At 64.6% G+C, this 15,528-nt stretch carries 16 protein-coding genes; 10 read left to right on the forward strand and 6 right to left on the reverse strand.

Features of this window, described 5'->3' with window-relative positions:
• Positions 1-13: 13 nt before the first annotated feature.
• The 5 genes from SPO_RS19985 to pobA form a co-directional block, all read right to left on the reverse strand.
• Positions 14-865, reverse strand: a complete 852-nt coding sequence (locus SPO_RS19985; RefSeq protein WP_011241826.1) for a 3-keto-5-aminohexanoate cleavage protein — start codon at positions 863-865, stop codon at positions 14-16.
• A 14-nt stretch (positions 866-879) separates the two neighbouring features.
• On the reverse strand, positions 880-1,500 hold the full coding sequence (gene pcaG, locus SPO_RS19990; protein WP_011241827.1) for a protocatechuate 3,4-dioxygenase subunit alpha: 621 nt from the start codon (positions 1,498-1,500) through the stop codon (positions 880-882).
• 63 nt (positions 1,501-1,563) lie between these two features.
• The gene (gene pcaH / locus SPO_RS19995; protein WP_011241828.1) at positions 1,564-2,292 is read right to left on the reverse strand and encodes a protocatechuate 3,4-dioxygenase subunit beta; all 729 of its coding nucleotides are present in this window, start codon (positions 2,290-2,292) and stop codon (positions 1,564-1,566) included.
• A gap of 44 nt (positions 2,293-2,336) precedes the next feature.
• Positions 2,337-2,714: a 4-carboxymuconolactone decarboxylase gene (pcaC, locus tag SPO_RS20000; RefSeq protein ID WP_011241829.1), complete on the reverse strand. Its 378-nt coding sequence runs from the start codon at positions 2,712-2,714 to the stop codon at positions 2,337-2,339.
• A gap of 22 nt (positions 2,715-2,736) precedes the next feature.
• The gene (gene pobA, locus SPO_RS20005) at positions 2,737-3,906 is read right to left on the reverse strand and encodes a 4-hydroxybenzoate 3-monooxygenase (RefSeq protein WP_011241830.1); all 1,170 of its coding nucleotides are present in this window, start codon (positions 3,904-3,906) and stop codon (positions 2,737-2,739) included.
• 92 nt (positions 3,907-3,998) lie between these two features.
• Between pobA and pcaQ the strand changes: the two genes are divergently transcribed.
• The 9 genes from pcaQ to SPO_RS20050 all read left to right on the forward strand — a co-directional run bounded on the left by pcaQ (position 3,999) and on the right by SPO_RS20050 (position 13,366).
• On the forward strand, positions 3,999-4,916 hold the full coding sequence (pcaQ, locus tag SPO_RS20010; protein ID WP_011241831.1) for a pca operon transcription factor PcaQ: 918 nt from the start codon (positions 3,999-4,001) through the stop codon (positions 4,914-4,916).
• Positions 4,917-4,988: 72 nt separating this feature from the next.
• The gene (locus tag SPO_RS20015; RefSeq protein WP_011241832.1) at positions 4,989-5,387 is read left to right on the forward strand and encodes a DUF2946 family protein; all 399 of its coding nucleotides are present in this window, start codon (positions 4,989-4,991) and stop codon (positions 5,385-5,387) included.
• Entirely contained in the window at positions 5,381-7,552 is a 2,172-nt protein-coding gene (locus SPO_RS20020) for a NosR/NirI family protein (RefSeq protein ID WP_011241833.1), read from the forward strand. Before SPO_RS20015 ends, SPO_RS20020 begins: the two co-directional genes overlap by 7 nt.
• A 14-nt stretch (positions 7,553-7,566) precedes the next feature.
• On the forward strand, positions 7,567-9,474 hold the full coding sequence (gene nosZ / locus SPO_RS20025; RefSeq protein WP_011241834.1) for a TAT-dependent nitrous-oxide reductase: 1,908 nt from the start codon (positions 7,567-7,569) through the stop codon (positions 9,472-9,474).
• Between the two features lie 3 nt (positions 9,475-9,477).
• Positions 9,478-10,734, forward strand: a complete 1,257-nt coding sequence (locus SPO_RS20030) for a nitrous oxide reductase family maturation protein NosD (RefSeq protein ID WP_011241835.1) — start codon at positions 9,478-9,480, stop codon at positions 10,732-10,734.
• Positions 10,724-11,617, forward strand: a complete 894-nt coding sequence (locus tag SPO_RS20035; protein ID WP_011241836.1) for an ABC transporter ATP-binding protein — start codon at positions 10,724-10,726, stop codon at positions 11,615-11,617. Before SPO_RS20030 ends, SPO_RS20035 begins: the two co-directional genes overlap by 11 nt.
• Complete coding sequence (locus SPO_RS20040; protein ID WP_011241837.1) at positions 11,614-12,435, forward strand: ABC transporter permease; 822 nt, start codon at positions 11,614-11,616, stop codon at positions 12,433-12,435. The genes SPO_RS20035 and SPO_RS20040 overlap by 4 nt, the downstream gene beginning before the upstream one ends.
• Positions 12,432-12,953 (forward strand): nitrous oxide reductase accessory protein NosL, encoded by a 522-nt coding sequence (locus SPO_RS20045; protein WP_011241838.1) that lies wholly within the window; start codon positions 12,432-12,434, stop codon positions 12,951-12,953. The genes SPO_RS20040 and SPO_RS20045 overlap by 4 nt, the downstream gene beginning before the upstream one ends.
• Positions 12,954-12,988: 35 nt before the next feature.
• Positions 12,989-13,366: a c-type cytochrome gene (locus SPO_RS20050; RefSeq protein WP_011241839.1), complete on the forward strand. Its 378-nt coding sequence runs from the start codon at positions 12,989-12,991 to the stop codon at positions 13,364-13,366.
• 31 nt (positions 13,367-13,397) lie between these two features.
• Here the strand turns inward: SPO_RS20050 and SPO_RS20055 are convergent, their stop codons facing one another.
• A complete protein-coding gene (locus SPO_RS20055) occupies positions 13,398-14,012 on the reverse strand; it encodes a helix-turn-helix domain-containing protein (RefSeq protein WP_011241840.1) in 615 nt (204 codons plus the stop codon).
• A 379-nt stretch (positions 14,013-14,391) separates the two neighbouring features.
• On the opposite strand from SPO_RS20055, the gene gcvT reads away from it, so the two are divergent.
• On the forward strand, positions 14,392-15,489 hold the full coding sequence (gene gcvT / locus SPO_RS20060) for a glycine cleavage system aminomethyltransferase GcvT (RefSeq protein WP_011241841.1): 1,098 nt from the start codon (positions 14,392-14,394) through the stop codon (positions 15,487-15,489).
• The last annotated feature ends 39 nt before the right edge of the window (positions 15,490-15,528 follow it).

Consider the following 15,528-nt stretch of genomic DNA (forward strand, 5'->3'; position numbering starts at 1 on the left):
GGCGCGGCGGGTTTCAATTCCGCGCCGCGGCTGGCAGCCCGAGGATCTCACGCGCCTGTTGCCAGCTGGCGACTGGGCGCTGGTATTTGTCACAGAGTTCGACGCTGCGTCGGACGAGTGCAGCGTTTGAGGGGGCCAGCGTTTGCCGGTCGAGGCGGATGTTGTCCTCGAGCCCCGTGCGTGTGTGTCCGCCCGCAGCGATGGCCCATTCGTTGACGGTCAGTTGATTGGCGCCGATGCCGGCGGCGCACCATTCGGCCTGGGGGGCCCGGGTCCGCATCATCCGGACATAGAAATCGAACACCTCGCGGTCGGCGGGCATCGCGTTCTTCACCCCCATCACGAATTGCACATAGAGCTTGCCGTAGAGCAGCCCGCGCCCGTGCATGTCAATGGCGCGCAGGATATGGCTGAGGTCGAAGGCCTCGATTTCCGGGGTGACGCGATAGCTGCGCATCTGGGCGGCCAGCCAGTCGACCAGGTCGGGCGGGTTCTCATAGACCCGGGAGGGAAAGTTGTTGGAGCCCACCGAGAGCGAGGCCATGTCAGGTTTCAGTGGCAGCATGCCGCCGCGCGCCTGCCCGGCGCCCGAGCGCCCGCCGGTCGAGAATTGTACGATCATGCCCGGGCAATGTGTGTGCAGCCCCTCCGTCAGCCGCGCAAAGCGGTCGGGGTCGCTGGATGGGGTGCCGTCGTCGTTGCGCACATGGCAATGGGCGATGGCGGCGCCGGCCTCGAACGCCTCTTGCGTGCTTTCGACCTGTTCGCTGACCGTGATGGGCACCGCCGGATTGTCGGCCTTGGTGGGAACCGACCCGGTGATCGCGACGCAGATGATGCAGGGCTTGTTGGCGGGCGTGTCCATGGGCGGTCTCCGGTTCAGATATCGAAGAAGACGGTTTCCTGCGGGCCTTGCAGGTGGATGTCGAAGCGGTAGAGCGGTTTGCCGTCGCGTTCGTCACGGTTTGCGATCAGGGTGGCGCGGCGGTTTTCCCATTCGATCAGGTTCAGCACCGGGTCGGCGGCATTGGCCTCGGCCTCGTCGCTGAAATAGAGCCGGGTGTTGAGGCCGATATTGATGCCGCGCGCCACGATCCAAAGGGTCAGATGCGGCGCCTGCATCGCGCCGTTGCGGCCCGGCACCGGGCCGGGCTTGACGGTGTCGAACCCCCAGTCGCCGGTCTCGAAATCGGTGATCACCCGGCCCCAGCCGCGAAACCCCTCCTCGACCTGGCCGGGGTCTTCGGGATGGGCATGGATGCCGGCGGCATTGGCCTGCCAGACCTCGATCAGCACATCCTTGACCGGGCTGCCGGTCCCGTCGATCACCCGGCCCTCGACCCGGATACGCGCGCCGGCGGCATTGGGTCCGGCGATATCCCAGCCCAGTTCCCGCTCGTAGATGTCGAACCCCGCGGCACCCGGGGCCAGGCCGATATGCACATAGGGGCCGGCGGTCTGGGACGGCGTTTCCTTCAGATAGTCGAGCTTCTGCACCATGATCCTCTTCTCCTTGTCGCGTTTCCCAACCGGAAAACCGGGGTCACCCTGTCTGGAAACGCTTCAATTCCCCTCAAGCCGGTTTTCGAACAGGGTCGAGCGGCGCCCGCGCAGCACCACGTCGAACCGGTAGGCCAGACAATCGAAGGGGATCGCGGCATTCATGTCCAGCGGCGCGATCAGCCGGTCGATGGCGGCGGGGTCGGGGATGGTGTTGACGATCGGGCATGCGTGGATCAGCGGATCGCCCTCGAAATAGAGCTGGGTGATCAGCCGCTGGGCAAAGGCGGTGCCAAAGATCGACATGTGGATATGGGCGGGCCGCCAGCTGTTGACCCAGTTGCGCCAGGGATAGGCGCCGGGTTTGACGGTGCGGAAGTAGTAATAGCCGTTCTCGTCGGTCAGGGTGCGCCCGCAGCCACCAAAATTGGGATCGATGGGGGCAAGATAGGTATCCTTTTTATGGCGGTACCGCCCGCCCGCATTGGCCTGCCAGATCTCCACCAGCGTATGGGGCAGGGGCCGAGAATTTTCGTCGAAAATTCTCCCATGCAACAGGATCCGTTCGCCAAGCGCGCTGTGGCCCGCCTGGGCATAGTTATGGATCAGGTCATTGTCGCCGGCGCCGATATCGCCATGGCCGAACACGGGGCCGGTGATCTCGCTCACCGTGTTCTCAAGGCTGATCAGCGCCTGCCGGGGGGAACGCGCCACCGAGGTCTTGTAGTCGTGTACATGCGCGGGCGGGTGCCAGGCGCGGTCGCGCTGGTAGAATTCGCCGGGTTTGGGCATCTGCGCCTTCTCCTTGTCACTGGGCCGTTCGCGCGCCGGTCCGATCAATCCGCTTCCATTTCGTCATAGGTCTGCCGCGCCAGTTTCAGCGCCTGGTTGGCGCGCGGCACACCGGCATAGATCGCCACGTGCTGGAACGCCTCGAGCACGTCCTGCTTGCTGGCGCCGGTCCGTGCGGTGGCGCGGATATGCATCGGAATTTCGTCGAAATTCCCCAGCGCCGCCAACAGCGCCAGCGTCAGCATCGACCGCTCTCGGTCGCTGATCCCGTCGCTGGCCCAGACCGTGCCCCAGGCGCCTTCGGTGATCAGGGTCTGAAACGGTGCCTCAAACGCGGTCTTGCCCGCCTCGGCCCGGTCGACATAGGCATCCCCCAGCACCCGGCGGCGCACCTTCATTCCGTTGTCATAGCGTTCAGACATCCGTCTTCCTTTCCGCCATGCCCTAATAGGGCAGACCGACGTAGTTTTGTGCAAGCACTGTCTGCGCATCCCGACTGTCGCGCAGGAACTCCAGCTCGGCCCGCTGGATGCGCAGGTCGAACTCGCTCTGTTCGGGAAAACGGTGCAGCAATTTGGTCATCCACCAGCTGAAGCGTTGCGTTTTCCAGATCCGGGCCAGGGCCTGTTCGGAATAGCGCTCGATCCCCTCGGTCTCACCGCTCTCGAACACCTGCACCAGCGCGTGATAGAGGTAATGGATATCGCTGGCCGCCGTGTTCAGCCCCTTGGCGCCGGTTGGCGGCACGATATGGGCCGCATCGCCACACAGGAACAGCCGCCCCCAGCGCATCGGCTCGCAGACAAACGACCGGAGTGGCGCGATAGATTTCTCGATCGAAGGACCGGTCACTAGACGTTCTGCAACAGCGCGCGGCAGCCGCTGCCGAAACTCGGCCCAGAAGGCATCGTCGCTCCAATCCGCGACCTTGTCGGACAGCGCGCACTGGATGTAATAGCGGCTGAGCGTGGCGTTGCGCATGGAACAGAGGGCAAAGCCGCGGTCCGAGAGGCTGTAAAGCACCTCGTCGCTCACGGGTGGCGTTTCCGACAGCAGCCCCAGCCAGCCGAACGGATAGACCTGCTCGAACTCCTTGCGAATGCCGGTCGGGATGGTCTGGCGGCTGACGCCGTGGAACCCGTCGCAGCCCGCAACATAGTCACAGTCGATCCGGTGTTCGGTGCCGTTGGCGGTATAGGTCACGTAAGGCGCATCGCTGTCGGCATCGTGGATCGTCACGCCCTCGGCGTTGAACACGCTCTTGCCGCCGACCCGGTCGCGCGCCTCATAGAGATCATGCGTCACCTCGGTCTGGCCATAGACCACCACATGCCGCCCGATCAGCTCTTCGAAGCTGATGCGGATCTGCTCCTCACCATGGGCCAGGATGGTGCCGTGATGGACAAAGCCTTCGCGATCCATCCGCTCGGCCACGCCCGCCTCGCGCATCAGGTTGACAAAACCCACCTCCAGCACACCGGCCCGGATGCGCCCCAGCACATGCGCCCGCGACTGACGTTCCAGCACCACGGTGTCGATGCCCTTGCGGTGCAACAGCTGCCCCAGCAGCAGGCCCGAGGGGCCGCCTCCGACAATCACAACCTGCGTGCGCATCGTCTCTCCTCCCATTGGTCACAGGATGAATGATTGAATGCGTGATGTAAAATGAGTAAACCTGTCACTTGATTTCCGAAATAGGCAAGTAAATGATCGACCGCCGCATCAAGTTCCGCCACATCCAGTGTTTTGTGGAAATCGCGCGCGAGGGCAGTCTGAAAACTGCGGCGGCAAAGCTGTTCCTGACCCAGCCCGCCATGTCCAAGACCCTGAAGGAGTTGGAAGAGATCACCGGCACCACCCTGATGCGCCGCAGCCGGGCGGGGGTTGAGCTGACCAAGCCAGGCGAGGTGTTCCTGCATTTCGCCCGGATGTCGTTGGCCAGCCTGCAACAGGGGCTCGACGGGATCGAGACCGAGGGGCGCCGCCAGCGGGAAACCCTGTCGGTAGGCGCGCTGCCCAGTGTGGCGGCCTATCTGATGCCCGGTGCCGTGAGTGAATTCTCGCGGTTGGCGCCACATGCGTTGTTGCGAATTCAGGACGGGCCGCACGGATATCTGATCGAGCGGCTCAGGCTGGGGGCGCTGGACCTGGTGATCGGGCGGATGGGTCCGCCGGAAACCATGCAGGGCCTGTCCTTTACCCAGCTCTATCAGGAACAGGTGGTCTTTGTGGTACGCCCGGGCCATCCGTTGCTGGCCGCGCCCGATCTGGCGCGGGTGGCCGACTGGCCGGTGATCTATCCCCCGCCCGGCGCCGCGATCCGGCCCCTGGTCGAGCAGATGCTGATCGCCAACGGGATCGGCGAGTTTCCCAACCGGCTGGAAACCGTCTCGGGCGCCTTTGGCCGGGTGCATGCCCGCCGCTCGGACGCGGTCTGGATCATCTCGCGCGGGGTTGTGGCCAATGAGATCGCAGAGGGGCGGCTTGTCGCGCTGCCCTTTGGTACCGAGCTGACCCGGGGACCGGTTGGGCTGATGACCCGGCCAGACCGGCCCGAGAGCGCGGTGGCCCAGCTCTTTGCGCTGGCATTGCGCAATGTGATCGGCGCCGGGGCAGGGGCCTGACCAAAGTCAAGTAATCGGCGCGGCGGGGCGCCTAGGACTGTGGCCAGACGCAATCCTGTGCCCGAGGTGCCCATGCCCCGCCAACCCAACAGACCGGAACCGATCCGTTGCGCCCTGCGCCGTGTCGCCGGTGTGCTGGGCGCTTTGCTGCTGGTGCTGCAACTGCTGGTGCCGCACCTGGCCCAGGCTGATGAAGGCGCATGGATCGAGATTTGTGCCGAAGGTGGCGCCACCTGGATCCAGATGCCCGCCGAGGAGACGGGTGACCCCTGTCCCGACTGCGGCGATTGCCTGCTGTGTTCAACTGCGATGGATGTCCTGACGCCCGCCTATGGCGCGGCTGTCGAACCGGTCATCCTCATCGCCCGGCAACTGACCGGAACCGATGTGTCGGTTGCGGCAGCGCGACACCGTCTTTGGCCTGAAACCCGTGGCCCCCCATTCCAAGACAAGAGAGGTGCGATGTGCTGATCACGCGCGTCATCCGGGTTCTGCTGACCCTTCTGTTCCTGGCCCCCCTCCCGGCGCTGGCCAGCGACCTGCCCCGGTTTCTGGCCGCGCTTGCGCCCGCCGACCTGGCCCCTGGCGCCGATGGCTTTGGCCCGCTGCGCGAGGATGTGCCGGTGGCACCGGTGCTCAAGGGTGGCGAGACCGTTGCCTGGGCCTTTCTGACTTCGGATTTCGTGGGCACCACCGGTTATTCCGGCAAGCCCATCCATGTGATCGCCGCCATCGATGCCGACGCGGTGCTGACCGGCGTCAAGCTGGTGGAACATTCCGAACCGATCGTGCTGATCGGGATTCCCAATTCCAAGATGGTGGCCCTGACCGAAGGCTACAAAGGCCTCGACCTGAAGCGCGAGGCCGAGACCGGCGGCGAGGGGCATGATCTCGATATCATCTCGGGTGCCACCGTCACCATCATGGTGATCGACGACAGTCTGGTGCGCGCAGGACTCAAGGTGGCCCGCGCGCTGGGGCTGGGCGGCCTGTCGCCCGCCACCCCCGAAGGCCCGCGTCGCGAGATCGACATGGGCCAGACCGGGACCAGCGACTGGTTCACCCTGTCGGGCGACGGCTCGGTCCGGCGGATGACCTTGGACATCGGTCAGATCAATGCCGCGTTTGACGCCACGGGCGACGAACGCGCCAAACGGCGGCGCGAACGTGGCGCGCCCGAGGATACCTTCATCGACATGCATCTGGCCCTGGTCTCGGTGCCCGAGATCGGCCGCACCCTGCTGGGCGAGGCGGAATATGCAAATCTTGTCAACTGGTTGGAGCCCGGCGAACAGGCCATTCTGGTGTTGGGGCGCGGCGCCTACAGCTTCAAGGGTTCGGGCTATGTGCGCGGCGGTATCTTCGACCGGATCCAGCTGATCCAGGGCGACAGCGCGGTGCGGTTCTTCGACCGTCAGCAACGCCGCCTGGGCACGGTTGCGGCGACGGATGCGCCCGGCTTTACCGAGCTTGACCTGTTCAAGATCCCCGCCGATGCCGAGTTCGACCCGGCCGCCCCCTTCCGCCTGCAACTGCTGGTGCAGCGCGCCGTGGGCGCGGTGGAGAAAAGCTTCCTCACCTTCGATCTGGGCTACCGCCTGCCGGAACGCTTCCTGCTGCCCGCAGCCGCCCCGGCGGTGGTCGAGGACGCAAGCGACGAGGCCGCCGCCAAGGCCGCGCTGTGGCAGCGGATCTGGAAGGACCGCACCGTCGAGATTGGCGTGCTGAGCGCGATGCTGCTGTTGCTGACAGCGACCTTCTTCTTTCAGTTCCAGGCCACGATGAACGCGCGCGTCTTCTATTGGTTCCGCTTTGCCTATCTGAGTGCGACGCTGTTCTTCATCGGCTGGTATGCCAATGCGCAGCTGAGCGTCGTCAACCTGATGGCGCTGGCGGGCAGCCTGCGCACGGGCTTCAGCTGGGATGCCTTCCTGCTTGACCCGCTGGTGTTCATCCAGTGGTTCGCGGTGGCCGCCGCGCTGATCTTCTGGGGGCGGGGCGCCTATTGCGGCTGGCTCTGCCCGTTCGGCGCCCTGCAAGAGCTGACCAACAAGCTGGCCCGCGCCCTGCGCCTGCCGCAATGGACCCTTCCGTGGGGGCTGAACGAGCGGCTTTGGCCGGTGAAGTACATGATCTTCCTGGGTCTGTTCGGTCTCAGCTTTGTCTCGATCCCGCTGGCCGAAACCTATGCCGAGGTCGAACCGTTCAAGACCGCGATCATCCTCAAGTTCATGCGCGACTGGCCTTTCGTGGTGTTTGCGCTGCTGCTGTTGCTGATCGGCCTCTTCATCGAACGGTTCTATTGCCGCTATCTCTGCCCGCTGGGCGCCGCACTAGCGATCCCCGCCCGCATCCGCATGTTCGACTGGCTGCGCCGTTACAAGGATTGCGGCAACCCCTGCCAGACCTGCGCCAACGAATGCCCCGTTCAGGCGATCCACCCCACGGGCGAGATCAACCCGAACGAATGCATCACCTGCCTGCATTGTCAGGTGCTCTATCAGTCCGAGGCCAAATGCCCCGTCGTCATCCGCCAGATCAAGCGGCGGGCGCGCACAGGGACGGTCGATCCGAAACTGACCCTCGGACACCCACCGGCGAACCATCCAAACGCCAAACCGCAAGAAGCTTCCTGAAAGGAGGAACGATCATGTCGGACCACGATAACAACCTGAGCGTCACCCGCCGCGGCCTGCTGGGCGCGACAGCCACCGGCGCCGTTCTCGCCAGCACCGGGCTGGGTGCCACCCTGATGACCGCGCGCGAGGCATCCGCCGCCGCCAAGGTCAATCTCGAACCCGGCGAGCTGGACGAGTATTACGGCTTCTGGTCCTCGGGTCAGACCGGCGAGCTGCGTATCCTCGGCATCCCCTCGATGCGCGAGCTGATGCGGGTGCCGGTGTTCAACCGCTGCTCGGCGACCGGCTGGGGCCAGACCAACGAGTCGCTCAAGGTGCTGACCGAGGGCCTCTTGCCCGAGACCAAGCAGTTCCTGGCGTCCAACGGCAAGAAAACCTATGACAACGGCGACCTGCACCACCCGCATATGTCGTTCACCGATGGCACCTATGACGGCCGTTACCTGTTCATGAACGACAAGGCCAACACCCGGGTGGCCCGCGTGCGCTGCGACGTGATGAAATGCGACAAGATCATCGAGATCCCCAATGCGCATGACATCCACGGCCTGCGGCCGCAGAAATACCCGCGCACCGGCTATGTCTTTGCCAATGGCGAGCACGAGGCGCCGCTGGTCAATGACGGCCAGATCCTCGATGATCCCTCGCAATATGTGAACATCTTCACCGCGATTGACGGCGACAGCATGGAGATCGCCTGGCAGGTGATCGTGTCGGGCAACCTCGACAACACCGATTGCGACTATCAGGGCAAATACGCCTTTTCGACCTCGTACAACTCGGAAATGGGCATGAACCTGGCCGAGATGACCGAGAACGAGCTGGACCATGTGGTTGTCTTCAACCTCAAGGAAATCGAGGCTGGCATCGCGGCGGGCGATTATCAGGAGCTGAACGGCGTCAAGGTCGTCGACGGGCGCAAGGGCGCGGGCAACAACTATACCCGCTATATCCCGATCCCCAACAGCCCGCACGGCGTGAACGCCGCCCCCGACAAGCGCCACATCATGATCAACGGCAAGCTGTCGCCCACCGTCTCGGTGATCGACGTCGAGAAGGTCGATGCGCTGTTTGCCGACAATGCCGATCCGCGCTCGGCCATCGTGGCCGAACCGCAGCTGGGCCTTGGGCCGCTTCACACCGCATTCGACAACAAGGGCAACGCTTATACCACCCTGTTCCTGGACAGCCAGGTGGTGAAGTGGAACATCGCAAAGGCGATCGAGGCCTATGCCGGCGCCGATGTTGACCCGATCCTCGACAAGGTCGATGTGCAGTATCAGCCGGGCCACAACTCGACCTCGATGGGTGAAACCGCCGAGGCCGATGGCAAATGGCTGATCTCGATGAACAAGTTCTCGAAGGACCGGTTCCTGAACGTCGGCCCCCTGAAGCCCGAGAACGAGCAGCTGATCGACATTTCCGGCGACAAGATGAAGGTGGTGCATGACGGCCCGACCTTTGCCGAGCCGCATGACAGCATCATCGTGCACCGGTCCAAGGTGAACCCGGTCAACGTCTGGGACCGCAACGACCCGATGTGGGAAGACGCCCGCCAGCAGGCCGCCGCCGATGGTGTCGACCTGGAGGAAGGTGCCGAAGAGCCGATCCGCGATGGCAACAAGGTACGGGTCTACATGACGTCCGTGGCGCCGACCTTCAGCCTCGAGAAGTTCACGGTGAAGCAGGGCGACGAGGTGACGATCTATGTCACCAACCTCGACGATGTGGATGATGTGACCCACGGGCTGTGCATGGCCAACTTTGGCATCGCGATGGAAGTGGCGCCGCAGGCGACCGCTTCGGTCACGTTCATTGCCGACCGTCCGGGCGTGCACTGGTTCTATTGCCAGTGGTTCTGCCACGCGCTGCACATGGAAATGCGTGGCCGTATGTTTGTCGAACCGCGGGGAGCATAAGTCATGCGCTGGCCCCTGCTGATTGCGACCCTTATTGCCTCGCCCCTTTGGGCGGCGGATTGGGACGTGCCCAACCGGGCGGGGGCCATTTCCGAAACACTGGCCCAGGCGGCGGATGGTGACACCCTCCGCCTGGCGCCCGGTATCTATGCCGAAACCCTGGTCCTGTCCCGGCCCGTCACCCTTGACGGGATGGGGCGGGCCACCATCGACGGGCAAGGCACCGGCAGCGTGATCACCGTGACCGGCCCCGGCGTGACCCTGCGCGGGCTCACCGTGATCGGCTCCGGCTCGGACCATGACGGGATCGACAGCGGTATCCAGCTGACCAAGACCGCCCGCGCCCCGGTGGTGGAAAACAACGTGCTGATCGGCAATCTCTACGGCGTCGATATCCACGGCGCCAAGGATGCGCTGGTCAAGGGCAACCGGATCGAAGGCCGTCAGGACCGCCGCATGAACGCGCGCGGCAATGGCGTCTATGTCTGGAACGCCCCCGGCGCGGTTGTTGAGGGCAATGATATCCAATACGGCCGCGATGGCATCTTCGTGAACTCCTCGCGCCGCAATCTGTTCCGCGACAACCTGTTCCGCGATCTGCGTTTTGCCGTGCATTACATGTATGCCGACAATTCCGAGGTCTCGGGCAATGTCTCGATCGGCAACGATCTGGGTTATGCGGTGATGTTCACCAGCCGGGTCAAGGTGGTCGACAATGTCTCGATCGGCGACCGCGAACACGGGGTCATGCTGAACTATGCCAATGACAGCGTGATCTCGGGCAATGTGGTGAAGGGGGCGAAAGAGAAATGCACCTTCCTCTACAATGCCAACAAGAACGAGTTTACCAACAACTGGTTCGAAGGCTGCGGCATCGGCATCCATTTCACCGCCGGGTCCGAGCGGAACCGGATCGTCGGCAACGCCTTTGTCGGTAACCGGACCCAGGTGAAATATGTCTCGACCCGCTGGGTCGAGTGGTCCGAGGATGGGCGCGGCAATTACTGGTCCGATTTTGCGGCCTATGACGTGAACGGCGACGGCATCGCCGACGCCCCCTATCGCCCCAACGACAGCATGGACCATGTGCTGTGGACCCAGCCGGCGGCCAAGTTGCTGCTCGGCTCCCCCGCCGTGCAGCTGCTGCGCTGGTCGCAATCCGCCTTTCCGGCCCTTTTGCCCGGCGGCGTGATCGACAGCAACGCCCTGATCAAAGCCCCTGAACCCTCAGCCCTGAAAAAGGTGCCTCATGACGGATAAGGCCCTGACCATCGAAACCCTGTGCAAGGATCGCGGACCGACCCGCGTTCTGAGCGATGTGTCTCTGCATGTCGCCCCCGGCGAGCGCGTGGCGCTGCTGGGCCATAACGGCGCCGGTAAATCGACGCTGATCAAATCCATCCTGGGCCTGACCCGGATCGACGGTGGCAGCATTCGCATCGGCACTGCCGCGCCCGGCAGCGCTCAGGCCCGGCGCGAGACCGCCTATCTGCCCGAGGCGGTCTCGTTCCACCCGGCCCTGACCGGGCGCGAGCAGCTGAGGCTGTTCGCCCGCCTGTCCGGCGAGCGGGCCGATGTGTCCGGATTGCTGGAGCGGGTCGGGCTGGCCGACGCGATGGACCGCCGCATCGGCGCCTATTCCAAGGGGATGCGGCAGCGACTGGGCCTCGCCCAGGTGCTGCTCGGCAAACCCCGTGTGGCGCTGCTGGACGAGCCGACGAGCGGTTTGGACCCGATCTCGCGGCAGGATCTCTATGCCATCATCGACGAACTGGCGGGGCAGGGGGCGGCGGTCCTGATCGCCAGCCATGCCCTGACCGAGGTCGAGGCCCGCACCGACCGCATCGCCATCCTGCGCAAGGGGGTCAAGGTGGCTGACGACACACTGGCCAACCTGTCTGCGCTGGCGGGTCTGCCAATCCGCTTGCGGGTCAGGGCGCGCGAGAACGCCGATGCGCTGGCCGCCCGGCTGGGCGGCAGCCGCGTCAACGGTGCCTCGGTCGAGCTGCTGTGCGATCCCGCCGACAAGATGACGGCGCTGCGCAGCATCGCCGCCATGGGCGAGGCGGTTGTCGATGTCGACATGACCCCGCCCCGGCTGGAGGACCTCTATCGCCATTATGCAAAGGAGACGCTGCAATGACCCGTTTTCTTGCGGTTGCCCAAACCGAAATGCTGATCCTGCGCCGCAACCGCTGGCTGCTGGTCGCGACCCTGATCATGGTCCTGTTCGCGCTGGCGCTGACATTTGCGGGCAGCGCGCCCACCGGCACGCTGGGGGTCGATATGCTGACGGTCTCGGTCGCCTCGATGACCACGCTCAGCGTCTATCTGGCGCCGCTCCTGGCGTTGATGATCTCGTTTGACGCGGTGGCGGGCGACATGGACCGGGGCAGCCTGCCCCTGCTGCTGTCCTATCCGGCGGGGCGGGGCGAGATTCTGCTGGGCAAGTTCGCCGCGCATCTGGCCGCCCTGGCATTCGCCATGACCGTCGGGTTTGGCACTGCCGGTGCCGTCGCGGCCTGGTTCGGTGGCGCGGGTCCTGAAAGCCTGATGGCGCTCTTGCGCCTCATCCTCACCTCGATCCTGCTGGGCGCCGCCTTTCTGGCGCTGGGATACCTGCTGTCCGCGACCGCCCGAGGCTCGGCCGCGGCGGCGGGTCTGTCGGCCGGGCTCTGGCTGGTTTTTGTCGTCCTCTACGATCTTGGCCTGTTGGGGGCCGTGGTCATGGACAAGGGCGGCACCTTCACCCAATCTGTCTTCCCCTGGGTGATGGTGGCCAACCCGGCCGACGCCTTCCGGCTGTGGAACATCGCCGCGACCGAGGGGGTCGCCATGGCCTCGGGCATGACCGGCGCCGCACAGGCGCTGCCGGTCTGGGCCGCGCCCGCCTCGCTGCTCATCTGGCCGGTGCTGGGGCTGTTGTTGGCCCGCGCCGCCTTCCGGAGGGTCGAGCCATGAGAACCCTTGCCCTGATCGCGCTGATTGCGCTGGCCGCCTGCAAGGAGGAAGAGGCCGCCGCGCCGCCTGTGCCGGTCGATCTGACCGAAAGCGCGCTCAGCTATTTCTGTCAGATGAACGTGGCCGAACATGGCGGGCCAAAGGGCCAGATCCACCTCAAGGGGCATCCGGCACCGCTGTTCTTTGCCCAGGTGCGCGACATGGTCGCTTATCTCAAAAGCCCCGAGCGCGAGGCCGAGATCACCGCCGTTTACGTCAGCGACATGGGCGCTGCGCGCAGCTGGGCCGAGCCCGGGCCGGGCAACTGGATCGCCGCCGATAGCGCGCTTTTTGTCACCGGCGCCGATGTGGCGGGCGGCATGGGCGCGCCCGAACTGGTGCCCTTTGCCACGCCCGAGGCCGCCGCGCGGTTCATCGCGCGTCATGGCGGTCAGGCGCTGCCGCTCAACGACATTCCCGATGCCGCGGTCCTGGGTCCGGTCGACCTGACCCAGCCGCTGGCGACACCGGTGCTGTAATTCCGCACCCGCAACCCAAAGAGAAGGAGAACCCCATGTTCAAAAACCGACTGATCCTGACCATTCTGGCCGCAGGGCTGGCGCTGCCCGCCCTGGCCGATGGCGATGCCGACAAGGGCAAGAAAGTGTTCAACAAGTGCAAGGCCTGCCATGCGGTCGGCGAGGGCGCGGCCAACAAGGTCGGGCCACAGCTGAACGGCATCATCGGTGCCGCCGCCGGTCAGGTCGAAGGGTTCAAGTATTCCGACGCCCTGATCGAGGCCGCCGCAGGGGGTCTGGTCTGGGACGACGAGAGCCTGGCCGCGTTTCTGGCCAAGCCCAAGGATTTCATGAAGGGCACCAAGATGTCCTTTGCCGGGCTCAAGAAGGAAGACGAGATCGAAAACGTCATCGCCTATTTGCAAGGATTCTGACCTTGCCGGGCGGGTCGCCCGGCGGCCCGCCCTAACCTTCGAGCGAGACCCAGAGCACGCGCGCGTCTTCGTCACTGGTCGAGACGCAGCCATGACCCATGCCGCTGTCGTAATAGACGCTGTCGCCCGCCTTCATCGGCAGGGGCCGGTAGTGTTCGGTATAAAGGGTCAGCTCGCCGCTCAGCACGAACATGAACTCTTCGCCCCGGTGGCGCACCCAGGTGTCGAACTCGCTGACGTCGCGGGCCTTGATCGTGCTGATATAGGGCAGCATCCGCTTGCTGGTCAGTTCGGTACACAGCAATTCGTGGTCATAGGTGCCGGTGACCTGATGTTCGCCCTGGTCCTTGCGGGTGAAATCGCGCCGGCCCGAGATGTCGCTCTTGCCCGATTGCACGAACAGTTGCGGCGTCTCCAGATCCAGCGCCTGCATCAGGCGGCGGATGATGTCGAAACTGGGCCGGGTCTGGTTGTTCTCGATCTTGGACAGGGTCGAGCGGCCGATCGCGGCCGACCGTGCGGCCTCTTCCAGCGTCAGGCCCTTGTCCTTGCGGGCGTCGCGAATCATTTTGCCCAGCGTTTCGCCATCGGGCGCTTCCAGCGCTTCGGGGCTCAACCCCTCGTCCTCGGCCTGTACCGGTTCCATATCATCCCTCCGCATGTCCCCAATTCCTTGCAGGATCAGCCTAACCCAATCAAAATTTCTCACGCAAATCTTTTGTTGCGAATAAGGGAAAAGTTTCCTATAGGAGACGCACCTTGTGTGCGACGGGATACAATCCGCGCGCCAACAGGGCATTCAGGGGGGTTCTCGTGAGCGAGCGCGTTTCGTCACTGATCGGCAGAGGGGAGGGCCAACCAGGCCCCGCCCCTGCCGCGGGCCGCAGGTCCACCTCCGAAAAACTACCGTTCCGGTCCGCGCCTGTCGCTGGCCTCTCTCTCCTCCTCCCGGCCTCACCGGGCGTGGACCGGAACGGTTTCTTCTCCGCCGCATCCTGTCTTTCAGCCCAAGGGATTCCCCAGTCATGACCGATACGCCCAAACGCACCCCGCTCTATGATCTGCATGTCGAGCTTGGCGGCAAGATGGTGGATTTCGCCGGATGGGAAATGCCGGTGCAATACCCGATGGGGATCATGGGCGAGCACAAGCAGTGCCGCGAAAAGGCGGCGCTGTTCGATGTCAGCCACATGGGGCAGGTGATCCTGCGCGGGGACGATATCGGCGCCAAGCTGGAAAAGCTTTGCCCACAGGTGTTCTTGACCCTGCCCGAGGGCAAGGCGCGTTACGGCTTCTTTACCAATGCCGAGGGCGGCATCATGGATGACCTGATCGTGTCGAATGCCGGCGAGTATTTCTTTGTCGTGGTGAACGCGGCGCTGCGCCATCAGGATATCCCGCATTTGGCGGCGCATCTGGATGGGGTCGAGGTGACCGAGATCTTCGACCGCGCGCTGGTCGCGGTACAGGGCCCCAGCGCCGAGGATGTGGTGGGCCGCCTCTGCCCCGCCGCGCGCGATCTGAAATTCATGGAGACGATGCTGGGAGAGATCGACGGCGTAGACTGCCGTATCTCGCGGCTGGGCTATACCGGCGAGGACGGTTACGAGATTTCGATCCCCGAGGGCGAGGCGATCCGCATCTCGCGCCTGTTCCTGGCGCATGAGGATTGCGAACCGGCGGGCCTGGGCGCCCGCGACAGCCTGCGGCTGGAGGCGGGGCTGTGCCTCTATGGCAATGACATCGACAACGGTACCTCGCCGATCGAGGCCAGCCTGCTCTGGGCAATCCAGAAACGGCGCCGCGAAGAGGGCGGGTTTCCGGGCGCCGGGCGCATCCTGAAAGAGATCGCTGAAGGTGCCCCGCGCAAGCTGGTCGGTATCAAGCCCGAAGGTAGGGCGCCTGCCCGCCAGCATGTGGAGATCCAGAGCCTTGGCGGCGAGACCATCGGCGAGATCACCTCGGGCGGGTTCGGCCCGACGGTCGGCGCTCCGGTGGCGATGGGCTATGTCGCCAGCGCTCATGCTGCACCCGGCGAAAAGGTGAACCTGATTATCCGGGGGAAGGCCCAGCCTGCCGAGATCGTTGCGCTGCCCTTTGTTGCGCAGAATTACAAACGTTAACCCAGCCCTGCCGCGCGGCAGGGGGCACAAAGCCTTGTA

Source organism: Ruegeria pomeroyi DSS-3 (genome assembly GCF_000011965.2).
GTDB classification, from domain to species: Bacteria; Pseudomonadota; Alphaproteobacteria; order Rhodobacterales; family Rhodobacteraceae; genus Ruegeria_B; species Ruegeria_B pomeroyi.

Bases quoted from the DNA above. Each gene is read 5' to 3' on its own strand.
- SPO_RS20035 (WP_011241836.1), top strand. From the start codon at position 10,724: ATGACGGATAAGGCCCTGACCATCGAAACCCTGTGCAAGGATCGCGGA.
- SPO_RS19985 (WP_011241826.1), bottom strand. From the start codon at position 865: ATGGACACGCCCGCCAACAAGCCCTGCATCATCTGCGTCGCGATCACC.
- nosZ (WP_011241834.1), top strand. From the start codon at position 7,567: ATGTCGGACCACGATAACAACCTGAGCGTCACCCGCCGCGGCCTGCTG.
- pcaG (WP_011241827.1), bottom strand. From the start codon at position 1,500: ATGGTGCAGAAGCTCGACTATCTGAAGGAAACGCCGTCCCAGACCGCC.
- pobA (WP_011241830.1), bottom strand. From the start codon at position 3,906: ATGCGCACGCAGGTTGTGATTGTCGGAGGCGGCCCCTCGGGCCTGCTG.
- pcaQ (WP_011241831.1), top strand. From the start codon at position 3,999: ATGATCGACCGCCGCATCAAGTTCCGCCACATCCAGTGTTTTGTGGAA.
- SPO_RS20055 (WP_011241840.1), bottom strand. From the start codon at position 14,012: ATGGAACCGGTACAGGCCGAGGACGAGGGGTTGAGCCCCGAAGCGCTG.
- SPO_RS20045 (WP_011241838.1), top strand. From the start codon at position 12,432: ATGAGAACCCTTGCCCTGATCGCGCTGATTGCGCTGGCCGCCTGCAAG.
- pcaH (WP_011241828.1), bottom strand. From the start codon at position 2,292: ATGCCCAAACCCGGCGAATTCTACCAGCGCGACCGCGCCTGGCACCCG.
- pcaC (WP_011241829.1), bottom strand. From the start codon at position 2,714: ATGTCTGAACGCTATGACAACGGAATGAAGGTGCGCCGCCGGGTGCTG.
- SPO_RS20040 (WP_011241837.1), top strand. From the start codon at position 11,614: ATGACCCGTTTTCTTGCGGTTGCCCAAACCGAAATGCTGATCCTGCGC.
- gcvT (WP_011241841.1), top strand. From the start codon at position 14,392: ATGACCGATACGCCCAAACGCACCCCGCTCTATGATCTGCATGTCGAG.
- SPO_RS20030 (WP_011241835.1), top strand. From the start codon at position 9,478: ATGCGCTGGCCCCTGCTGATTGCGACCCTTATTGCCTCGCCCCTTTGG.
- SPO_RS20015 (WP_011241832.1), top strand. From the start codon at position 4,989: ATGCCCCGCCAACCCAACAGACCGGAACCGATCCGTTGCGCCCTGCGC.
- SPO_RS20050 (WP_011241839.1), top strand. From the start codon at position 12,989: ATGTTCAAAAACCGACTGATCCTGACCATTCTGGCCGCAGGGCTGGCG.